Origin of the sequence: Mucilaginibacter phyllosphaerae (genome assembly GCF_004378255.1) — a bacterium.
In the GTDB taxonomy this organism is placed as follows: domain Bacteria; phylum Bacteroidota; class Bacteroidia; order Sphingobacteriales; family Sphingobacteriaceae; genus Mucilaginibacter; species Mucilaginibacter phyllosphaerae.
This window is the reverse complement of record NZ_SNQG01000003.1, coordinates 311,736-331,525: the sequence shown is the minus strand read 5'-3', so window position 1 is coordinate 331,525 and position 19,790 is coordinate 311,736. Positions and strand designations below refer to the sequence as shown.

General features: G+C 43.2%; 21 protein-coding genes. 11 read left to right on the top strand and 10 right to left on the bottom strand.

Annotated elements, in window-relative coordinates; all coding sequences use genetic code 11:
- Position 1: 1 nt before the first annotated feature.
- On the bottom strand, positions 2–1,852 hold the full coding sequence (locus tag E2R65_RS09665; protein WP_134336287.1) for a M61 family metallopeptidase: 1,851 nt from the start codon (positions 1,850–1,852) through the stop codon (positions 2–4).
- 122 nt (positions 1,853–1,974) lie between these two features.
- Positions 1,975–3,093, bottom strand: a complete 1,119-nt coding sequence (locus E2R65_RS09660) for a DUF4407 domain-containing protein (RefSeq protein WP_134336286.1) — start codon at positions 3,091–3,093, stop codon at positions 1,975–1,977.
- 120 nt (positions 3,094–3,213) lie between these two features.
- Here E2R65_RS09660 and E2R65_RS09655 point away from each other — a divergent pair, with 120 nt between their 5' ends.
- The gene (locus tag E2R65_RS09655) at positions 3,214–3,528 is read left to right on the top strand and encodes a rhodanese-like domain-containing protein (protein ID WP_134336285.1); all 315 of its coding nucleotides are present in this window, start codon (positions 3,214–3,216) and stop codon (positions 3,526–3,528) included.
- 1 nt (position 3,529) lies between these two features.
- A complete protein-coding gene (locus tag E2R65_RS09650) occupies positions 3,530–3,712 on the top strand; it encodes a DUF6358 family protein (RefSeq protein ID WP_134336284.1) in 183 nt (60 codons plus the stop codon).
- A 48-nt stretch (positions 3,713–3,760) separates the two neighbouring features.
- Here E2R65_RS09650 and E2R65_RS09645 read toward each other — a convergent pair whose 3' ends face one another.
- Positions 3,761–4,993, bottom strand: a complete 1,233-nt coding sequence (locus tag E2R65_RS09645; RefSeq protein ID WP_134336283.1) for a glycoside hydrolase family 5 protein — start codon at positions 4,991–4,993, stop codon at positions 3,761–3,763.
- A 134-nt stretch (positions 4,994–5,127) separates the two neighbouring features.
- Here E2R65_RS09645 and modA point away from each other — a divergent pair, with 134 nt between their 5' ends.
- Genes modA through E2R65_RS09630 form a run of 3 tightly spaced genes read left to right on the top strand, consistent with a single transcriptional unit; the run spans position 5,128 to position 7,178 of the window.
- Positions 5,128–5,889 carry a molybdate ABC transporter substrate-binding protein gene (gene modA, locus E2R65_RS09640; RefSeq protein WP_134336282.1) on the top strand — a complete coding sequence of 254 codons (762 nt, stop codon included), beginning with the start codon at positions 5,128–5,130 and terminating at the stop codon, positions 5,887–5,889.
- A 3-nt stretch (positions 5,890–5,892) separates the two neighbouring features.
- Positions 5,893–6,564, top strand: a complete 672-nt coding sequence (gene modB / locus E2R65_RS09635; RefSeq protein WP_134336281.1) for a molybdate ABC transporter permease subunit — start codon at positions 5,893–5,895, stop codon at positions 6,562–6,564.
- Positions 6,561–7,178 (top strand): ATP-binding cassette domain-containing protein, encoded by a 618-nt coding sequence (locus E2R65_RS09630; protein ID WP_134336280.1) that lies wholly within the window; start codon positions 6,561–6,563, stop codon positions 7,176–7,178. Before modB ends, E2R65_RS09630 begins: the two co-directional genes overlap by 4 nt.
- Here the strand turns inward: E2R65_RS09630 and E2R65_RS09625 are convergent, their stop codons facing one another.
- The 3 genes from E2R65_RS09625 to E2R65_RS09615 form a co-directional block, all read right to left on the bottom strand.
- Positions 7,179–7,688: a hypothetical protein gene (locus tag E2R65_RS09625; RefSeq protein ID WP_134336279.1), complete on the bottom strand. Its 510-nt coding sequence runs from the start codon at positions 7,686–7,688 to the stop codon at positions 7,179–7,181.
- Positions 7,689–7,780: 92 nt separating this feature from the next.
- Positions 7,781–8,056 (bottom strand): zf-HC2 domain-containing protein, encoded by a 276-nt coding sequence (locus E2R65_RS09620; RefSeq protein ID WP_134336278.1) that lies wholly within the window; start codon positions 8,054–8,056, stop codon positions 7,781–7,783.
- Between the two features lie 2 nt (positions 8,057–8,058).
- Complete coding sequence (locus tag E2R65_RS09615) at positions 8,059–8,646, bottom strand: sigma-70 family RNA polymerase sigma factor (protein ID WP_134336277.1); 588 nt, start codon at positions 8,644–8,646, stop codon at positions 8,059–8,061.
- Positions 8,647–8,795: 149 nt separating this feature from the next.
- Between E2R65_RS09615 and E2R65_RS09610 the strand changes: the two genes are divergently transcribed.
- Genes E2R65_RS09610 through E2R65_RS09600 form a run of 3 tightly spaced genes read left to right on the top strand, consistent with a single transcriptional unit; the run spans position 8,796 to position 11,090 of the window.
- Positions 8,796–9,590: a DUF1223 domain-containing protein gene (locus tag E2R65_RS09610; RefSeq protein WP_134336276.1), complete on the top strand. Its 795-nt coding sequence runs from the start codon at positions 8,796–8,798 to the stop codon at positions 9,588–9,590.
- 38 nt (positions 9,591–9,628) lie between these two features.
- The gene (locus tag E2R65_RS09605; RefSeq protein ID WP_183500386.1) at positions 9,629–10,324 is read left to right on the top strand and encodes a cytochrome b/b6 domain-containing protein; all 696 of its coding nucleotides are present in this window, start codon (positions 9,629–9,631) and stop codon (positions 10,322–10,324) included.
- A complete protein-coding gene (locus E2R65_RS09600) occupies positions 10,314–11,090 on the top strand; it encodes a molybdopterin-dependent oxidoreductase (RefSeq protein WP_134336275.1) in 777 nt (258 codons plus the stop codon). Before E2R65_RS09605 ends, E2R65_RS09600 begins: the two co-directional genes overlap by 11 nt.
- Here E2R65_RS09600 and E2R65_RS09595 read toward each other — a convergent pair.
- Entirely contained in the window at positions 11,075–12,898 is a 1,824-nt protein-coding gene (locus E2R65_RS09595; RefSeq protein WP_134336274.1) for a PAS domain S-box protein, read from the bottom strand. The genes E2R65_RS09600 and E2R65_RS09595 overlap by 16 nt on opposite strands.
- A gap of 137 nt (positions 12,899–13,035) precedes the next feature.
- Positions 13,036–14,208 (bottom strand): alpha/beta hydrolase, encoded by a 1,173-nt coding sequence (locus E2R65_RS09590; protein WP_229704631.1) that lies wholly within the window; start codon positions 14,206–14,208, stop codon positions 13,036–13,038.
- A 73-nt stretch (positions 14,209–14,281) separates the two neighbouring features.
- On the opposite strand from E2R65_RS09590, the gene E2R65_RS09585 reads away from it, so the two are divergent.
- Together E2R65_RS09585 and E2R65_RS09580 are read left to right on the top strand one after the other, a co-directional pair.
- Positions 14,282–15,154, top strand: a complete 873-nt coding sequence (locus E2R65_RS09585; protein WP_134336273.1) for an alpha/beta fold hydrolase — start codon at positions 14,282–14,284, stop codon at positions 15,152–15,154.
- Between the two features lie 57 nt (positions 15,155–15,211).
- Entirely contained in the window at positions 15,212–15,787 is a 576-nt protein-coding gene (locus tag E2R65_RS09580) for a pentapeptide repeat-containing protein (RefSeq protein WP_134336272.1), read from the top strand.
- A gap of 541 nt (positions 15,788–16,328) precedes the next feature.
- On the opposite strand, the gene E2R65_RS09575 is transcribed toward E2R65_RS09580, so the two are convergent.
- Both E2R65_RS09575 and E2R65_RS09570 read right to left on the bottom strand, forming a co-directional pair.
- Entirely contained in the window at positions 16,329–17,213 is an 885-nt protein-coding gene (locus E2R65_RS09575; protein WP_134336271.1) for a TIM barrel protein, read from the bottom strand.
- An 83-nt stretch (positions 17,214–17,296) separates the two neighbouring features.
- Positions 17,297–18,535, bottom strand: a complete 1,239-nt coding sequence (locus E2R65_RS09570; RefSeq protein ID WP_183500384.1) for a DEAD/DEAH box helicase — start codon at positions 18,533–18,535, stop codon at positions 17,297–17,299.
- 170 nt (positions 18,536–18,705) lie between these two features.
- Here E2R65_RS09570 and E2R65_RS09565 point away from each other — a divergent pair, with 170 nt between their 5' ends.
- Positions 18,706–19,710: a hypothetical protein gene (locus E2R65_RS09565; RefSeq protein WP_134336270.1), complete on the top strand. Its 1,005-nt coding sequence runs from the start codon at positions 18,706–18,708 to the stop codon at positions 19,708–19,710.
- The last annotated feature ends 80 nt before the right edge of the window (positions 19,711–19,790 follow it).

The window sequence follows — 19,790 nt, the reverse complement described above, 5'->3', positions numbered from 1 at the left end:
ATTATTTTACTTTTGATGATAACCAGTTGCTGCGAAAATCTTTTTGTTGCTGCGTTAACGTTTTGCCGGCTTTTTCGTAGATTACTACTTCTATCACAGGGCTTTCTTCTAATATAATAATGGCTTCGTGGCTGCCTGTGCGGTTCTTATAATTTACGGTTACTTTATCGCCGGGCTTTTTATCTTTAATTGCAATTGTTAATGCGGCCACATCTTTAATATCGTTGCCGTTTAGTTTCAGGATAACGTCATCGGCATCTAAACCGGCCTTATAAACCGGAGCATTTGATGCGGTGCTGCCGGTTATTAACAATCCCCCGTTAACGGGCCTGCCTTGTACACGCCCCATCCAGCCTTTACCCGGTGCTGCCTTTTGCATCAGTAAACCTGCGTTGGCCAATAAGGCTTCGTAATTATTCTTTTTTACACCATAGATGTAATCATTAAAAAACGAGGCTGCAAACTTAGGGTTGGTAACCCTGGCCAATACCGCCTGCAGATCGGGAATGGTGTACGGCTTTTCGGGCTTGCCGTGTGCCAGCCAAACCTGGCGCATGTAATCATCCAGGGTTATTTTAAACTCACTGCGCAGGCGCAGATCCAGCGCTAAAGCTGTTGCACCACCATAAACATAATAACTGGTGATAATATTGGTATAGTTAGTAGCATCAACCGCTACGCCGGCATCGGTAAACACCGCATAACGGCTCATTTGCGTTTGCGAATATTTTTGGGGTGCCGGCGGCACCAATACCGAATTAACCAGGCCGCTGATAGTGCCTGCATAATCATCCACAGCGTTTATGCCCGCCCGGGCAAGCACAAGTTCGCCGTAATACTGGGTAAAGCCTTCGGCAAACCAAAGTTCGCTGCTCATGTTAGCATGCTCAAAATTAAATGGCTCTAATGATTTTGGGCGGATACGCTCTACATTCCAGCTATGAAAAAACTCGTGCGAGTAGGTGCCTAACAGATCTTTTTCGTTCCCGGCGATCTTTTCAGAACGGTCTACGATACAGGTTGAGTTACGGTGTTCCATACCATCCCCAAAGTTGTTGGGATGCACATCATCCAAAAAAGTGTAGCTCCCGTAGTCATAATCGGGCTGTTCGCCAAATACGGCTTTTTCTTCCAGCACCACTTTTTGCACCAGTTTGGCAAAATTGTCTACCGTTGCCTGGTCGTCATCAGAGTGAACGGCAATACCTACCTTTTGCTTTTTGCCATTCGTATTTACTACCTCCCAGGTATTTGTTTTTACGTTAGATAGCTCTGTTGGGCTATCCATCATGTATTGCATGTTGGGGGCACTGTAAACGTTATCCCCTTCGTGCTTTAGCTGGGTAGCTACTTTCCAACCGTATTTATCCAAATCGTTAAACTCAAACTTTATGGTGCGGTTGGCTATGCTTTTATCAGCTACCCACATAAAGCTCGCAGGCATATTTAAATGCGCGTGGCTTTGGTCTATCCCTACATAGGTGCCATCGGTATGGTTACCAAACAGGGTATAGCTTATTTTTACAATATCCGGGTGATCGCCCACCTCATAAACGTCGCCTTCCACCTGTTTTACAGGCAGGGGTTTACCGTCAACATCGGTAGCTTTTACGTTATAGACATTTTTACCAAATTCATGCGTAGCGTAACGGCCCGGTGATGAACGGCTCATCCGGATACGAAATGCACCTGTTGGAGCCTCGGGAATGGTCAGCATCACTTCGGCCTCGTGGTGGGCCGCATTAGGGAATGAAACCGCATAGTAAAGCGAGTTACGAAACTTGTTGGGGTTTTGTGCAAGAGCCGTAAAGGTGCAAAATGCAACGGCCGCAAATAAAACTATTTTCTTCATGTAAGATGATATGAGTTCAGCCGATGAAATTACTATTTAATCCAGATATCGTGCCTATCAATTTTATTACAAAAAACTCCTATCAAAATCGTCCGGCTACCTACCTCTTTGCAGGGAATTTATCAATCATAACTATGCCGCCCCAGGTCAAATTCCGACTGCCCGGTTATCATCTGTTTTCGCCGGGCAACATCTGCATCCAGGTTATGATCATACGTTTGGTCGGTAACGGCCATTTCCTTGTCCTTATCTTTATTGGCAAAGTAAATGTTAGCCTCGGCAATTTTGGCAAGGGCGGTATCATACGGCCCTTTAGGCGACATCAGCTTTACAAAAACGGGCAAACACTCAAACAAGATGAACAGGTAGCCTATAAATGATATGGCCATGTACGTATCCAGATCGCGCGTGCCATCAACATTGTAAGATAACTGGCCCAGTGCCCAGTTACGGTCTGCAAAGCCGGCAACATTGGCCAGGCTATCCAGCTGCTTCTCGCTGAATAAACGGGTAGAATTTAAGCCTTCGTAATCTTTACGCTGGCCAAGATACTGGTCCATCTGCCCCAGGTTTTCGGTAACGGTTTTAAGCCTGTCCTGCTTTTCCTGCAGTATCTGTGCTTTTTGTTTGGCGTAGGTACCGTAGCCTGTAATGCCCGATGTTTGATTGGTTTTATCGCCAAATACTTCCTGGTTCAACTCGTAACGCGAGCGGTTGATATCGCGCTCCAGCGAATCCTTTTCCTTTTTCAGGTCGATGTTTTTAACCAGTTCCTGCGCGTATTTTTGCTGATAGGTTTTTTGCAGGGTATCTATTTTACTGTGCTGGCCTTTTAAATAGGCTGTTTTTAGCTTAGTGCGGATCTCTTTATCAAAAATCTTCAGTTCCAGCGGGCGGGAAATGACCACCCCTATCATGATAGCCAATAAAATACGCGGTGTAGCCTGCAGGATCTGCTGGTTCATGCCGCCCTCTTTATTGATGCTGGATACGATGTACCTATCCATATTAAAAATGGCGGTACCCCATATCAGCCCAAACAGTATGGCAAAACCAACGGCAAAAGCGTTGCCGCTAAAAACAAAATACATAGCATACCCTCCGGAAAGCGAGGCAAACAAAGCCGTGAAAAATATGGTGGCACCAATGCCCACATACTTGTTATGTTCTATAGGATATTTTTTCAGTGTGTCTACGTGCGCGCCGGAACAGAACCAAAAAAATCTGGTGATTTTTTTCATGAACGTAAAGCGAAATATTTTAAGCTTATCTATAAAACGCACTTAGGTACTGATTGTTACAGATTAACTACAAATATTTGATACAGAAAAACATACCTTTGACTATTAATTACAATTGAAATGAAAGAAATAAGCGTACAGGAACTTAAAGAAAAATTGGATAAAGGCGAAGACCTGCAACTGATAGATGTTCGTGAGGATTTTGAATTTGAAACCTCTAATATTGGCGGGCAGCACATTCCACTGGGCGGCATTTTAATTGAGGCCGATAAGATCTCTCATGACAAACCGGTTGTAGTGATGTGCCGCAGCGGCAAACGCAGCGCAGCAGCTATTATGCAGTTAGAAGCACAGGGCTACACCAACCTGAGCAACCTGCAAGGCGGCATTTTAGCCTGGAAAGCAGAGATAGACCCGGAACTTAACGTTTACTAATATGGGTAAAAAAGTTGCGCTAAATGTGTTTTACAACATAGTAATTTTTCTATGCGTAATAATCATATGGTCGGCAGTTGAGCATGGCCGGTGGGAGTATGTGTTGGGCTGTGCATTTATTGCCGGTATCATCATCACCCTAAAAATCCGCCTGATCAAAGAGATAAAAGGCATGCAGAAATAAAAGGGCAAAAAGCGGCGATAATTGGCGAACTATCGCCGCTTTTTAGCCTTACTTGGGCGGCAAATTCAGCCGTAATGCCTCTATATATCCCTTGTTAGGCAGGCAGTTTACAAACTTGCTGTTCTCCAAAAAACCCCACAAAGCTTTCCTGATCTTTTCCCTATCTGCCGGGGCTGCTTTGCGGATCTCTTCGAAACTGCCGCGCGGTTTTTCGGTATAAGCAATTATCTCGTCGTAACCTTCGGGTTGGTTAAAACTGGTAATACCTTTAGTATTATCCAGCTTTTTGTATGGCCAGTAGTGCCAGCCAATCCGGTTCTTTTCGCACAGGATGCGGAAATCTTTCACCCAGGCATCTTCGTTCTCGCCCGTTTCGCCCACATAGATAGGCACATTATATTTATCGCGGTAATCTAAATACTCCTGTATCACATCCTGCTTAACGTCAGTCCAATATTTGTGGAAAGTGTACACACTTTTGCTATCAAACGGCTTACCGAATACTTTAAAATTGCTATCCCATTGCGCCCCGCCTATAAATACCAAATGATTTTTATCAACTGAGCGTACAGCGGCTGTTATTTGTTTATAGGTCGGCTCTAAATGCGGGTTAATTTCATCAACCTTAAAATAATGGGCAATGGGTTCATTTAACAAGTCGTAGCCCATGATGATCGTTTCATTTTTATAATGCGCCGCAATTTTTCGCCAGATATCCGCAGTTAGCTTACGGCTGGCGGCGCTGGTGAATAAAAACGGATAACCGCTGCCATCGTCAATATTATCGCCGGTTTGGCCGCCCGGGGCGCAGTGCATATCCAATATTACATACAAGTTTGCCTTTTTGCACCAGCCGATCACCCTGTCCAACAGTTCGAAACCACGGTTGGGATTATTTTGGCCCATGTAATCTTCATACGTAAAAAGCTTGTAACTAAAAGGTATCCGGATAGAGTTCATGCCCGATGCCTTCAGGAATTTAATATCGGCCTCGGTAATATAGGTATCCTGAAATCTTTTCCAGAAAAGCCCGGTATCTTCAGGGCCTATCAATTCTGTTAAGGCTTGGTTTATCAGGCGCTGCGAACTAATATTTTTAAATTTAAACATATAACCTTCGGGCACCAGCCAGTTGCCCAGGTTTGTACCGCGCATTAAAAAAGGCTTACCATTAACGCCAATGATCTCTTTTTCCTTTACAGTGATAAATTGGGATGTTTGTGCGCTTACACCGAGCATAACGGCAGTAGAAAGCAGCATTGTTGTGATCAGCTTTTTCATTTTTTAATTGAATTACGATAGAAGTATGCGCTAATTGGCAAAGCGCGTTTAACAAATGTAGTTAATTGCCCTTAGCATTTAACATTTGTACCGGTATAGCAATATTGCGTATTTTGTGGAACATATTACCGGGCATGATAAAATTACTCATCAAAACGTTTACAGCACTTTTTACTTTTTTCGCCTTATTTATTTTTAATGCCGATGCGCAAAATGTAACCGTTGCCATAGCCGCCAACCTGCAGCCGGTTATGAAGGATCTGCAGCGGGATTTTAAAATACGTAGTCAGATAGATCTTGATATCATATCCGGCTCATCCGGCAACCTGGCCACACAGATCCGTAATGGGGCGCCTTATGATGTATTCCTATCTGCCGACACGGAGTTTCCCGAAGCTTTACAAAAGGATGGTTTCACCATAAAAAATGCTGCTGTTTATGCACAGGGGGTACTCATCATCTGCAGTACACAAAACCTCCATCTTAAAAACTGGAACCAGCTTTTACCGCTTAACAATATTAATAAAATAGCCATTGGCAACCCGGCCATTGCCCCCTATGGTAAAGCTGCGCAACAGGCATTAAACAAAGCCGGTATCTACAATAAAGTAAAAAACAAGATAGTTTTTGGTGAAAGTATTGCACAGGTAAACACTTACATCACAACCGGTGTAGTGCAGGCAGGCTTTACAACGCTATCGCTGATAAAAGATGTAAGCAACAAAACACCATTGTATTATCAAATCATTAGCGCAAACCATTACCAGCCCATAGCCCAGGCTATGGTAGTGCTTAAAAACGCTAAAAATAAATCTGCTGCAATTGCATTCTATCAATACCTGTTAAGCGCACCGGCTAAAAAAATATTTAAGGCCTACGGCTACCATACCCTGTAAAACATGGATTTTTCACCTATTTGGCTCACCCTTAAATTAGCGGCTATCACTACCCTGGTATTGCTACTGATAGGCTTACCCCTGGCCTGGTGGCTCTCCAGAAAACGGTCATTAGTCAGCATCATTATCGAGGCTTTGATAACCATGCCTTTAGTTTTGCCGCCATCTGTGCTGGGCTTTTATTTGTTGCTGGCTTTTAATCCGCAGCAGGGGTTGGGGCATTGGCTGCAGCAAAATTTTGATGTGCAGTTTGTATTTTCTTTTAAAGGACTGGTGCTGGCATCGGTTATCTACAGCATGCCATTCATGATCAGCCCGGTTAAGTCGGCTTTTGAGCAATTGCCGGCATCATTGGCGCAAGCCTCTTACACTTTGGGTAAAACGCAGTGGCAAACGCTAAGGTATGTACTGCTCCCTAATATTAAACCATCATTATTAACGGCTGCAGTACTTACCTTTGCCCACACTTTAGGCGAATTTGGTGTAGTGCTGATGATAGGCGGCAATATACCGGGCGTTACACGGGTAGCATCTATAGCCGTTTACGATTCGGTAGAGCAAAGGGATTATGCTGCTGCCAATCACTACTCGTTCATTCTGTTCGCCATTACTTTTGCTATGGTATTAGGCGTTTTTATTTACAATAAGTACCCGGCAAAAAGCCCGTTAGCATGATAGCAGTTGATATTGAAAAAGGCCTGAAGGCTTATAACGGCCAACAGGTACTCCGGATAAAAAAGGAGTTTATTACAGGTAGTATTACCCGCATCACCGGCCCCTCCGGCACGGGTAAAACCACCTTTATTAAGATGCTTGCAGGGCTGATAACGCCCGATAGCGGCTCCATCAATGCAAATAACACTATTTGGTTCAATGCGTCGCAAAACATCAATCTGCCGCCGCAGCAAAGGCATATTGGTTTCGTTTTTCAGGATTATGCGCTGTTCCCTAACATGACGGTTAAACAACACCTGGAATATGCAACAAACGATGCCGACTGGATAAACCGCTTATTAAGCATTGGCGGACTGGATACATTTGCGGATCATAAACCCAATCACCTATCGGGCGGGCAACAGCAACGACTGGCTATTTTACGCGCATTGGCCATCAAACCAAAGCTTTTATTAATGGATGAGCCCTTTTCTTCGCTGGATGTAAAAATGAAATCGGCCCTTATAAAAACCCTTAAACTATTGTTTGCCCAAATCGGCGCAACCGTGCTCATCGTTAGCCACAACCCGCAGGAACTGGACGGGATAACTACGGATGAACTGGAGATAGGCTGATCACTGCACTTGCGACACTATTATCTTATCCAGATTGTGCAGATACCGGCGGCCGGTTTTAAAATCGCCAGCTGATGTCATTTGCAGACTCTCGGGCATTTTATCTGCCTTGATGCCATTTTTTTCTATGATGATACATACCTGGTTGCCAACGGTGGTATTGTATAATTCGTTCCATGAATAAACCACTGTATAGCCATCGGTACCTGTGCAAGCAAAGTAAAAGCGGCTAAGTAGTTTGGGGCTTGGGGTTTTAAATCGGGTATGCGATAGCACATCTTTCAGCAGGATACCTTTTAGTTCCTCGTCCTGGTGCTTAAACGCACCGGTGTGGTCTGTTACCTTAATATCGCCTATCGGCCTGATGGTATATTGTTTCAGCGAATCCAACGTGATCACCGATTCCTTTTCAACCTCGCCTATTATCGAAAATTTTAAGGTTTTCCGGCTCTTTTCCTGGCCAAATGCCGTAGCCGAATATAGTACCAGGATGAATAATAATTTTTTCATGATTTGTAAGGCAAAATAAAAAAATCTCCGCTCATTCTCTTTAAGCCGTAGCATATTATTGGTCGCCTGGGTTTAAGTATCCTTACAAACAATTAGTTTTTATTTAGCTCACGCTGTATTTTTTGCTGCATGGCTTCTTTAAATTCATCTTCCAGCGTTACTTTGTTGTTTTCAGGCTTTTTAAATAGCTGCTTTATCATTTCGTTAATTTTTTGGCTTTGTTTTACATATAGGGTGCATACATCACAACCGGTAAGGTGTATCCTTAACTCTATCCGTTCCCTAAATGTTAAGCTGCCCAGCATGCGCTTTTCTATTAAAAAAGTGGCTTGCCTGCAGTTGTATATCATACTTTTTAAGTTGCTCATAGCTATATCCAATTTTTTTGAAGGCAGGCCCTCAGGTTTAATTTCGCCCTATGGATAATTACCCAAAAGTTGGAGGCTGTTATTTTCAGCTCATCACAAATATTATTGGTAGTGGCATCATCCAGATGCTTCATGGTAAAAACAGCCATCCACAAGGCAGGGAGTTTTTGCATGCACTTTTGCAGTATCTGGTTAAACTCTTTGTTATATAACCCTTCTTCACTACCCATACTAAAACTTACAGGGGCGTATTCTTTTTTCCAATGGCCATTATCGGCCTCAAAAAAATCCGGCGCTGTGCTTTCGGGTTCATTCACATCAACTATTTTTAATCCCGACGATCTCTTTCGATAAGTATCGATGATCTTATTTTTTAAAATGGCGGTTAGCCAGGTCCGCTCCGAGCTTTTGCCGGCAAATCTTTCCATCCCCTCCAGGGCAGATAAAAAGGTTTCCTGCACGAGGTCACGGGCCTGCTCTTCATCTTTGATCCGGGTTATGGTATATAGGTATAGATAATCTGCATAATGCTTAACCCAGTTATGCGGGTCGAGCTGCCGGGTATCAGGCGCCGATTCTGTCATGTCCATTTATAAAATCTCTCCGTTAGTCGTTGGTTTATAAAAATCCTTACAAAACTTATTGATTGTGCCCTTCGTAAATAAAATATATTTATAAATATAATATTATTTGTAAGGATTTAATTTGCACACCGACTAAACCACAAAACGCATCTGTTATGAGAAAGATAAAAATAATGATAGCAACAGGTTGCCTGGCAATTGCAGGTTTGGTTTCGGCTGGTTTTATCCGATCAAACAAACCGGTGGTAAACCATGGCGCAGAGAAGGGCTTTGCGGTGGTGGAACTTTTTACATCAGAGGGCTGCTCCAGTTGCCCGCCTGCCGATGAATTGCTTGCCCGTGTACAAAAAGAAAACGCAGGCAAACCCGTATATATCTTAGCCTACCATGTAGATTATTGGAACCGCCTGGGCTGGAAGGATAGCTTTAGCCAAGCTGATTTTAGCAAACGCCAAAGCAGCTATGCCCACTGGTTGCATTTAAGCGGAGTTTACACCCCGCAGGCCGTGATTAACGGGCAAACCGAATTTGTTGGCTCGGCACAGGGTACTTTACGAAACGCCATCCGCACCAATCTGGAAAAAGCGCCAAAAGCACAGGTTAACCTTACGGGATTGGCCGTTAATAACTATAAAGCAACCCTTAAATATACCACTGAAGGCAGCGGCGATAATACCGCTTTGGTATTGGCCCTGGTACAAAAAAACGCTACTTCGGTAGTAAAAAGTGGCGAGAATGGTGGCCGTACCCTATCACACATCCAAATCGTAAACAAATTGCAATCCATCCCATTAGGCAATAATAAAACCGGCGCAGCAACTATAGTACTACCGGATAATTTTTTTGCCCAGGGTTATGAGGTGATAGGCTTTGTACAGAATACACAAACCGGCCAAATTATGGCGGCTGCCCGTTCGGCATTTCCGCAAGTGGTGATAGCAGGTAATTAACAGGCACCAATATTTAATCCTATTTTTATATAGATAAAATGAAAGCCATAAAAGAAAAATACTCTTTAGCCATGCGGTGGTGCCATTGGGTAAATTTCCCCATATTAACCATTATGATATGGAGCGGTATGCTTATTTACTGGGCCAGCGATACTTACTCCATAACCTTATTTGGGCATACCTATCTTAAATTTTTCCCTAACTGGTTCTACAGTGCTTTAAATATTCCGCAACGCTTATCTGAAGGCATGGCCTTTCACTTTTTGTTTATGTGGTTTTTTGCTATAAATGGTGTGGTATATGTATTGTACACCCTCGTATCCGGCGAGTGGCGCGAACTGGCTCCTAAACGAAATTCATTTAAAGAAGCCTGGCAGGTTTTATTGCACGATCTGCATATCCGTAAAATAGCGCCGCCGCAAAAAAAATATAATGCCGCACAGCGTATCGCTTACACCGCTATTATTATCATGGGGTTCGGATCGTTAATAACCGGGCTGGCTATTTATAAACCCGTACAGTTTAACAACCTTACCTGGCTTTGCGGCGGCTACCATGCCGCCCGGATAGAACATTTTGTGCTAACCATTGGCTACGTGCTTTTCTTTATCATCCATGTGGTGCAAGTGATAATTGCAGGGTGGCAAAACTTCCAGTCGGTGATAACCGGGTTTGAGGTAGTAGATAATAGCCCTAAACGCATTATTAAACCTGCTGTGAGCGATGAAAAGTAAAAAACTTAAAAAGCCCCTTACTATCGAGCAAAAGATAAACCGGCGTACATTTATCTCGTTCGGTACATTCACAGTACTTTCGGGGGCGGCTTATGCCGGCTGGAGCTGGCTAAAAAATTCGCCTAAAGAAACACCTACGGTAACCGCAGGCGCAAAAGCCCCCTTACGCCGCGCCTTAAATAAAACAGAACTGGCGTTTCGAAGGGTTTTTAACAATAACAACCTGGTAAAAACCTACCCAAAAGAACGCGCTGCAAAAGTGGTACGCTATAACAGCAGGATTGGCTTACATGACAAACCAGATGTACCTAACTGGCGCCTGCAGGTAAATAAGCCATCGGGCGAGGTAATGAGCATTACGCTTGATGAAATAAGATCTCTGCCTAAAACCGAGTTGGTATTTGATTTTAAATGTGTAGAAGGCTGGGACCAAATATCTTACTGGGGTGGTGTAAAATTCAGCGATTTTATAAGCCATTTTAAGCTTGACGACCAGGCCAAACTTGATTACGTAGGTATGGCCACGCCGGATAAAAAGTATTATGTAGGTATTGATATGCCCAGCGCTATGCACCCCCAAACTTTACTGGCTTATGAAATGAACGGTAAACCGCTGATACCTAAACATGGCCAGCCGCTCCGGCTGATCATTCCGGTAAAATATGGCATCAAAAATTTAAAATGTATCGGCAGCATGGTTTTTAGTAACCGGCGCCCGCCAGATTACTGGGCCGAACAGGGCTACGATTATTATTCGGGTTTATAAGCAGCCTGATCTTTTAACCATTGTATCGCTGCAGCAGCATCCTCAAAGGCTTTAACCGTAACCGTACCGTTTAAACCGGCAATAATGGCATCAGTAGAAGATCTATTGAACGCACCTGTAGAATAAACCCAGGCAACATGGGTTATACCGGCTTTTTGCAGCATCGGGAAAAACATTGCCGATACCCAATCTGTCGCATCGCTCCATGTGCCGGCAACCGCCCTGCTGTCCATCAAAACGTACCCTGTTTTTCTGTGTGATATTAAACTTAACAACTTTAAACATCCGGCCCTTATAATCTGTAAGGTATGGAAGCCATACCATTCCAAAACAGCACAGGGTAAAGCCTCATCATAATTAAGCTCAAACCCCGGCCCGCGGTGTTCCGAAAAAATAGATACATCATCCCTTTTATAAACCCCGGCACCTGGAATAGGCAGGCGCATAATGAAAACAGAACCTTTTATCTTGTTCCTTTCAACCCAGATACTGCCGTTATGGCTAAAGGCGGTATCTAACACTTTGGCTAAACCTGTCCCTAACTTTTTAGAAATACTTTTTTTTGCAAAACTTATAAATATGCGGCTAAGAATTTTCTCATCCACACTTTCGCCAAAATCCTTTACAGCAAAAATTGCATTACCATCCACTACATCAAGGCATACCTCTACCTTATCTCCCTCCGGCGAAACCCTGATCGCATTTTCTATCAGGTATTTTATTGCCGCTGCTATACTTTGCTCATCGCCATAACAGCTTACCTCTTCTTTATGCTTTAGTAGAATGGCATGCGTAGTGTGATGTGCTTTTATCCCGGTAATCACTTCGTCTAAAAGATCATTTAACAAAAAGGAGGTCATTTTAGGGCTTACGGCATACCTGTACTCATCATTAACCCGGTTGTTTACCATGTGCATAATGCTATCGAGCTCTAAGCTGCATTCATGTATATTTTGGGCTACTGCCTTGTACTCATCGCTATTAATTATTCCATTATTGATCAGCCCGGTTAAGCCCAGTAAACTGGCTACAGGCTTACGCATGTAATGCGAATTAACATAGGATACCTCTTTTAGCTGTTCAATCTTTTCGAGCAGTTTGCCTTCATATACCTTATTATCCGTAATATCCTTAAAATGTATAAAAAGGTCTTCCTCAACAAAATATATAATAAAAGCAAACCATTTTTGAAGGGGCCAAAAGTAGGATATAAACTCTTTGTTATGCTTTTTCTTTATAGCCAGCCTGTATTGTACATCAAAATCAGTCCCTAACGTTTCCGGGAATACATCCCATAGGTTTTTACCTAAAATATACTTCCGGTTGTAACCGATCATGTTTTCGGCAGCCTTGTTCCAATAGGTTACCACATGGTTGCGGTTTACCTGTAAATAACCTATACTGGTGGTTTCTAATATACTGTTAAGCTTTCTTTGCGTAAGTTTTAACCGGCCTGCTATAGCTTTCTTATCTTCTATATTCTGGGTAACTACAATCCGGGCCTCTTTGCCGTTAAAAACAATCGGATGCGACATGATCTCTACATAAAAGATCGTTCCGTTGCTACGCTGGTGCCTAAACTCCCTGAAATTGGTATGATGTGATCGTATTTGCGGTAAAATATCAGTTATAAGCTTTATATCTCCTTTCGGGCGAAGATCAATGATGGTTTTGCTTAAAAATTCTTTTTTACTGTATCCATACTCGGTTAGCGCAACATCATTCACTTCCAGCACCTGTAAAGTAGCTACATCAAATACCCACATAGGGCTGGGCGATGAATAAAAAAGAATGTCAAAATTGTTCATCAGGGGTTATCTCAACACAAATGTAAAATTATTGCATTCATCCGCTTACTATAATGGCCAAAAATGATGTATTAATTTAAATATTAATTATCAATAAAATCAAAAGAGTTGGCTTTAGCTTTTGTAGGGCCCAAAACTTAACGACAAACCGCATTGATAAAACGCTCGGTAACATAGGTAGACAGCTGGCCGCCGGGGCCGTTCAAATGATAATCAAACCCATGCGTAGCCCAGGGCAGGTTCAAATAAAAATGCCTTACGCCACATTGCTGTAATTTTGCGTTTAACTTGCTGCTATGCACAGGCGATACCAAAACATCATTACTGCCATGTATTATTAACGTTGGTACGGTTTGCCGGTTAACAAATTCAATAGGCGAACTGTCAAAATACTTTTCGGGCACTGCCTTGTAGGTGCCGCCCAGATAACGTTCCATAACCGCTCTGGAATCCATCACCAGTTTACTTGCCGGGGCCGAGTAGCCCCAAACCATATCTGCCGGGCCATAAAAATCAATTATGCCTTTTAAACCTGCCTCATGCAAGGTGTAAGCGGCCAATAAAGCAATCTGCGCCCCTGCCGACCGGCCAAGCAGTACAAAATTACCGGTATCTATATTTAGTTGATCTGCATTTTTACGCAAATAGGCAAAGGCCTGCTTTACATCGTTAACAGTCAGTGGCGCCTGATACTGCGGGGCAAGGCGATAGTTTATACTTGCCACATTGTAGCCCTGCGCTGCCAGGTAGTTGTTCAGTTCGGGCAATTGCCTGCTGTCGCCGCTGCTCCAGGATCCGCCGTGTATTACTATAATACATGGTTTTTTACCACCAAACTGCGCCGGATAATAATCAAGTGTAAGCTTATCCGCAGGGCTGTAGGTTAAGGTGTTATAAACTGGTTGTTTGCCGGCAAACTTAAATAACTTTAAAAAGCTGAATGGCGGTTGAGTATTATCGCCTTTAATAATGGTGCTGCCTGCACCAAAGGCCTTATTAAATTCTTTTTTTACGGTTGCTGCTGCAATATATGCCCTTGCAACGGGCGATAAAAAAAGCCCTAATGCCAGCAGGCCAATCATTACTGATGCCAGCTGATATTTCTGTAACCAAAAACCGGCTATTAAAAGCACGGCTGTACCCGCGGCCCATAGCAGCGAATACTCGGAAACAGCTATAGCAACCAGCCACAAATGATAGGTTGGTGCCTTAAAAACCGTAAGTAACGATGCCAAGAATAATAGCGCAAGCAATATCAGCATCCATGTGGCTTGTTTAGATCCATGTTTTATATACGTTGAATTGGCCATATTGCGATTTGTTTGTAAACATATTAATTTAACCGCTACCCGCTGTTTATTTATTTTAGCTTTGAATATCTGCATGAAAAAACTGAAGCAAATAGTACTGGATATCAAAACAAAAGTAGCCGAAAGCAACCCGGCCGAAATGAATGATCTGCTTTGGCAATTGATCTGCTACCCGCCAAAAATGCCTCTGCGCCTGCACCAGGAACTGTTATTAGCAGATGCCGAAAAATTTAGCGTGGTTATTAACGACCCCTATTTTACCAAGCAGCAACTTACCATAAATGCCTGCCGATGGGGCACAGGGAAACATAAAATTTTGCTTACGCACGGTTGGGGTTCAAAAGCGGCAGATTTTGACGCGCTGATAACTGCGCTGAGAGAATTGCCAAATATACAGATTGTGGCCTTTGATGCCCCCGCCTGTGGTAGCTCGGGAGGCGACCTGTCTAACCTGATACTATTTGTGGCTGCTGCAAAAGCTGTGATTGAGGCAAGCGGCATACCGGATGTTGCCATTGGCCATTCCTTTGGGGCCATGACTAATGTGGCAGCGTTATCTGATCTTAAGATCATACCATCCCTGCTTATCAGCATAGCGCCATTTATTCTTCTTCAGGAAAATTTTATAAAAAATATGACAGCGGCAGGTGTATCGCAACAGGCACAACAAAACTTTTTGGATGATTTTAAAGCGAAGTATGGCATCTACCCATCCTATTACAATATGCCCGATCTGTACACTTTCGATAACACCGTAAATCATTGGCTGGCTTATGATGACCAGGATATGATGCTGCCAGATGCCTATCTTCAGCGCTTTTTAAAGGAACACCCATCCATCAAAACCAAAAACTACAGCGGTGCAGGGCACGAGCGTATTATTAAATCTGCAGAGCTTATTAGTGATGTAGTGGGGAAAGTAACAACTGCTTTGGCAGATAGGTAATACCTGGAATGGCTAATTTAAAATCGCAGTTTTTAGCTAAAATATTAACTTTACGCTATGTTCGACCAGCCGACTTACGACGACCAAATCTTCGATAAATTAACGCTCACCAATGAGGTGATCAGGCAGAAAGAGTTTCAAAGCTGCACGTTTAAAAATTGCAACTTTACCGAAACCAACTTTAACCGCACTAAATTCCTGGATTGTATTTTTGAAGAGTGCAACCTGTCTATGGCTATGTTTGATGGTACAACCCTAAACGATGCCCTATTTAAAGGCTGCAAACTCCTGGCCGTAAACTTTAGCAAATGCGATGATTTTTTATTTGGCGTTGGGTTTGACAATTGCATTCTGGACTATGCATCCTTCGCCGGCAAAAAGATGGTAAAAACTAAATTCAAGCATTCATCATTAAAAGAAACCAGTTTTACACAAACCAATTTATCGGCCTCTGTTTTTGATGGATGCAACCTGGAGAACGCCATTTTTAACCGCACGGATCTTACATCGGTAAACTTCAGCACGTCTTACAACATCATCCTCGACCCGGAATTGAACATCCTTAAAAAAGCCATATTCGCTACCGCCGGCCTGGAAGGGCTTTTAACAAAATATGGTATAAAGGTGGTGTAACATACTCAAAACCAAATAAGTCATTTCGAACGAGGTACGAGGAGAAATCTTTCACACCAGAAATCGACGTGCATGACCGAATGCAAAGTGTAAAAGATTTCTCCTCACACCCTGCGCCGCCCCACGCAAGTTCGTTCGAAATGACAGGGCGGAAATAATTCCTCCGGCATTCAATCAATCCTGATTTACGTCATCATTTAACAATCTCAGATCAGGATTTATAGTTGCAATCAAAGCGTCTTTCTTTTCCCTACGCCACTTCTTTATTTCTTTCTCACGTTCAATTGCGTGTTCAATATGTGTAAAATGCTCGTAATAAATTAAGTAATAACAATATATATGTAGTAATTATAATTCCACATACTTAAAATTACATTATAGTTTGAATGTAAAGCGGCATTTGGTGCAAAGATTTCTCCGCGCTATCGCTCGTTCGCAATGAACACTTGTAGAAGAAGTTGCCATAAAATTCAAAGCCCGGCTACTAACGCAACCAGGCTTTCTTGTATCTTCATTCTTATTGTTCTGCTTCTCTTTATAACTACACGTGTAAGTTATTTGCTTTAATATAGTTGTAGCTTTTGGTAATGCTTACAAATGGGTCGCCGGGGCAAATATCCTGCTCATTGAAGAAATATTTGAGGCCTGCTGTTTTAGCATGCGCAAATATTTTTTTGAACGGGATAACGCCGTTACCAACTTCGGTAAACATTTGTTTTGGGGTATTATCCATATCCTTTACATGCCACAGCGGGAAACGGCCCGGGTGTTTTTTAAACATGGCAATTGGGTCTTGCTTGGCCCTGTACATCCAGTAAATATCCATTTCCATTTTTACCAGCCCGGCGTCGGTGCTGTCCAGCAATACATCGTAAGGGTATTTACCATCCTGGGATGCAAATTCAAAATCGTGATTGTGGTAACAAAGCTGTATGCCTGCTTTTTTGGCTATTTCGCCTGCTTTATTCAGTTTGTCGGCAGTTTCTTTATAGTGGTCAAGCGTGCCGCGTTCGCTGTCAAGCAGGTAAGCACACACCATATATTTAAGGCCCACGGCTGCGGCATCATCAACCGCTTTTTGCCACTCGTTGGTAATGGTACCTTTGGTAGTTGGCATCCCTTCGCCCAACATAAAGTGGCCGCTTGGCATAATTAAACCGTTATCGCCCAAAACCTTTTTAAATTCGGCAGGCTCCATTCCGTAGAATTTTTGGGTGCCGGTGTAAGTAGCGCCTTCTACAGAGTTAAACCCAACCTTGGCTACTTTAGCCAATGTGGCAACCGGGTCTTTGGCCATAGCATCGCGCACGGTATAAAGCTGTACGCCTATGTATCTTTTTTTATGGGCTGCAAATAATTCTGGTGCCATTAGCAGGCCGGCTGAAAGCACCGCGGTGCTTTTCAGAAACGAACGTCTTGATGTCATTATCTGGTTAGTTTAATTGGTTTGTGTGTAAATGTAACACATTGACTATACAAAACAAATAGACCACATAAATATTACAAGGTTTAACCTGCTGCCGGGCGTGGCGGTTTTTTCTTGCCAAACCTTTTGGGGTTACGTTTGCCATCGCGCCTTTGGCCGCTGCCAGCAGGCCGTTCTTCCTTTACATGCTCAATGCTTTTAAGGTCTTCGGGCAGTTCCTTTTCGGTAATGGGTTTTTCTATAAGCTGTTCAATGCTTTTCAGCCTTTTCAGGTCACGATCATTAACAAAGGTTATAGCAGTACCTGTTGTGGCAGCACGTGCGGTGCGGCCAATACGGTGTACATAATCCTCCGGGTCTCCGGGTACGTCATAATTCACTACCAGGTCAATCCCTTCCACATCAATACCGCGCGATAAGGCATCAGTACCAATAATTACCGGCAATTGCTTGTTCTTAAATTTTAACAAGATCTCTTCACGCTCGCCCTGCTGCAGATCTGAGTGAAAGGCAGCCACACTGATATGTGCCGACTTTAACTCCTTATAAAGCGATTTTACAATTTCTTTACGGGATGCAAAGATGATGGAGCTTAGGTAGCCGCCATCTTTTAAAAGCTTTTTTAATAACGGTGTTTTTTGCCCGTCGTGCAGGCGGTATATCTGTTGATCTATACCGGCGGCGGGTTGCGATATGGCAATATTTATTTGCTGCGGGTCTGTCAGTATGGCATTAGCCAGCGTACGGATACGCCCCGGCATAGTGGCAGAAAACAGCAGCGTTTGGCGCTTTTTGGGCAAATAACCAATAATACGCATAATATCGTCAGAGAAACCCATATCCAGCATCCGGTCGGCCTCGTCTAATACCAGATGCGTAATATCATTAAATTTTAATACACCCGATGTAAGGTGCGCTATCAGCCTGCCGGGGGTAGCTATAATAATATTTACATTATTTTGAATGCCGCGGCGCTGCTGCTCATAGGCCATGCCATCACCGCCGCCAAAAACCGCCTGCGAGCTTACGCCCGTAAAATAGGCCAGGCCTTCAACCTGCTGGTCTATCTGCTGGGCAAGTTCGCGCGTGGGGGCAAGTATCAGGGCAGTAGTATGGTGTTTATGCGTATTGCATATATAGTTTAAAACCGGCAGCAGGTATGATGCTGTTTTGCCTGTGCCTGTTTGTGCGCAGGCTATAAGGTCGTCACCATTCAATATGGCCGGTATGGCCATTGCCTGTATGGGGGTGGGGGTGGTGTACCCCATGCTCAAAACGCCTTCTAAAAGCTGTTCGTTAAAATTAAAATCCTGAAAAGTCACGTATCTTATAAAATATTAGTTTGCAAGTTAGGCATTTTTACGGGTAATTGATGTTTACTTTATTATGATGAACTATCTTGTACTTTTGAAAGCAGAATAATTGTGCTTAAATAGCCCCGTAACCAAACTATTTGGGGTATTGGCTATTAATAAGGTTGCTAATAATTGCTATGTATAAAACCGTTACCTGCCGTTTTAATTTTTTTTTGTTGCTGATGGCGCTGCTTATCCCGGTATTAAGTTACGGCAACGCCGTAGCTATTGATACCGGTATTGTAAAACCGGTAGCAGATACCGGCAAAATTGCAACCCGTATCATTAACCGCGATTTTAACGATATTTATGTACAGAATTTAAAACCGGCTTTTTTTGGCCAGGAGCTTTTTCAGCCGTTAAAAACCCTGTTGGTGGGCGATGTTAATGCACATTTTGTATTGTTAAATACATCTAAATCCCGTTTCTTTTTTGATGTATCGGCCAGGGTAAAACTGCGATTGCTTAAAGCCTATGGCGAACCTGTAAAATCGCCAAGCTATATGCCCAGCGGTAATTTATACTACCGCCTTAACCGCGATGCCTATCATCCGCAATTTTTGCAGTTGTCTTACACCCACCATTCTAACGGCATCCGCGGGCCAACGCTGCGGCCCGATGGCAGCTTTAACCGCGACAGCGGGAAATTCAGCACCGATTTTTACTCGCTTAACTACACTATTGGCAAACGCACCGATAAGCCGAACACGATTGATAACCAATATGGCACATTAGGTATAGAGGTACATAAAGGCATTTTTAATGGTGCAGGCGCAGCCGTGGGCCTGCCCGGGCACTATGGTTTTGTACGTGTAAATGGCGGCTACATGCTCAACATTGCCAAACGCTACCGGGATGACATCAACCCGGATAAATCTGCTTTTAAAAACTGGCAACGCATACAGTTTGATTTTACCTACATTGCTGACAGGTATAATGGCTACAACGCTTTAAATCTAAAAAAGCGCTTTAATGCCAGCTTAAAGTATTATTACCAGTTCCCTTTTATGCAGAATGTATCTTTTGTGGTTGGCGGCGGTTACCGCGGGCAGGACGATTATAACATCTACTTTCAGGATAGCTACGCTTACATGCAGTTTGGGATAGCATCGGGTTTAAATTTTTTGTTCCATAAGAATTAGGCCGGCTTTACTCCTTTCTCATCTGTAAAAATTTCGATTGAAGCCCGCATTTTCATAGCATCAATTAAAATAAATCATAC

Coding starts and splice junctions, on each gene's coding strand:
- E2R65_RS09665 (WP_134336287.1), bottom strand. CDS start 1,852: ATGAAGAAAATAGTTTTATTTGCGGCCGTTGCATTTTGCACCTTTACG.
- E2R65_RS09660 (WP_134336286.1), bottom strand. CDS start 3,093: ATGAAAAAAATCACCAGATTTTTTTGGTTCTGTTCCGGCGCGCACGTA.
- E2R65_RS09655 (WP_134336285.1), top strand. CDS start 3,214: ATGAAAGAAATAAGCGTACAGGAACTTAAAGAAAAATTGGATAAAGGC.
- E2R65_RS09650 (WP_134336284.1), top strand. CDS start 3,530: ATGGGTAAAAAAGTTGCGCTAAATGTGTTTTACAACATAGTAATTTTT.
- E2R65_RS09645 (WP_134336283.1), bottom strand. CDS start 4,993: ATGAAAAAGCTGATCACAACAATGCTGCTTTCTACTGCCGTTATGCTC.
- modA (WP_134336282.1), top strand. CDS start 5,128: ATGATAAAATTACTCATCAAAACGTTTACAGCACTTTTTACTTTTTTC.
- modB (WP_134336281.1), top strand. CDS start 5,893: ATGGATTTTTCACCTATTTGGCTCACCCTTAAATTAGCGGCTATCACT.
- E2R65_RS09630 (WP_134336280.1), top strand. CDS start 6,561: ATGATAGCAGTTGATATTGAAAAAGGCCTGAAGGCTTATAACGGCCAA.
- E2R65_RS09625 (WP_134336279.1), bottom strand. CDS start 7,688: ATGAAAAAATTATTATTCATCCTGGTACTATATTCGGCTACGGCATTT.
- E2R65_RS09620 (WP_134336278.1), bottom strand. CDS start 8,056: ATGAGCAACTTAAAAAGTATGATATACAACTGCAGGCAAGCCACTTTT.
- E2R65_RS09615 (WP_134336277.1), bottom strand. CDS start 8,646: ATGGACATGACAGAATCGGCGCCTGATACCCGGCAGCTCGACCCGCAT.
- E2R65_RS09610 (WP_134336276.1), top strand. CDS start 8,796: ATGAGAAAGATAAAAATAATGATAGCAACAGGTTGCCTGGCAATTGCA.
- E2R65_RS09605 (WP_183500386.1), top strand. CDS start 9,629: ATGAAAGCCATAAAAGAAAAATACTCTTTAGCCATGCGGTGGTGCCAT.
- E2R65_RS09600 (WP_134336275.1), top strand. CDS start 10,314: ATGAAAAGTAAAAAACTTAAAAAGCCCCTTACTATCGAGCAAAAGATA.
- E2R65_RS09595 (WP_134336274.1), bottom strand. CDS start 12,898: ATGAACAATTTTGACATTCTTTTTTATTCATCGCCCAGCCCTATGTGG.
- E2R65_RS09590 (WP_229704631.1), bottom strand. CDS start 14,208: ATGGCCAATTCAACGTATATAAAACATGGATCTAAACAAGCCACATGG.
- E2R65_RS09585 (WP_134336273.1), top strand. CDS start 14,282: ATGAAAAAACTGAAGCAAATAGTACTGGATATCAAAACAAAAGTAGCC.
- E2R65_RS09580 (WP_134336272.1), top strand. CDS start 15,212: ATGTTCGACCAGCCGACTTACGACGACCAAATCTTCGATAAATTAACG.
- E2R65_RS09575 (WP_134336271.1), bottom strand. CDS start 17,213: ATGACATCAAGACGTTCGTTTCTGAAAAGCACCGCGGTGCTTTCAGCC.
- E2R65_RS09565 (WP_134336270.1), top strand. CDS start 18,706: ATGTATAAAACCGTTACCTGCCGTTTTAATTTTTTTTTGTTGCTGATG.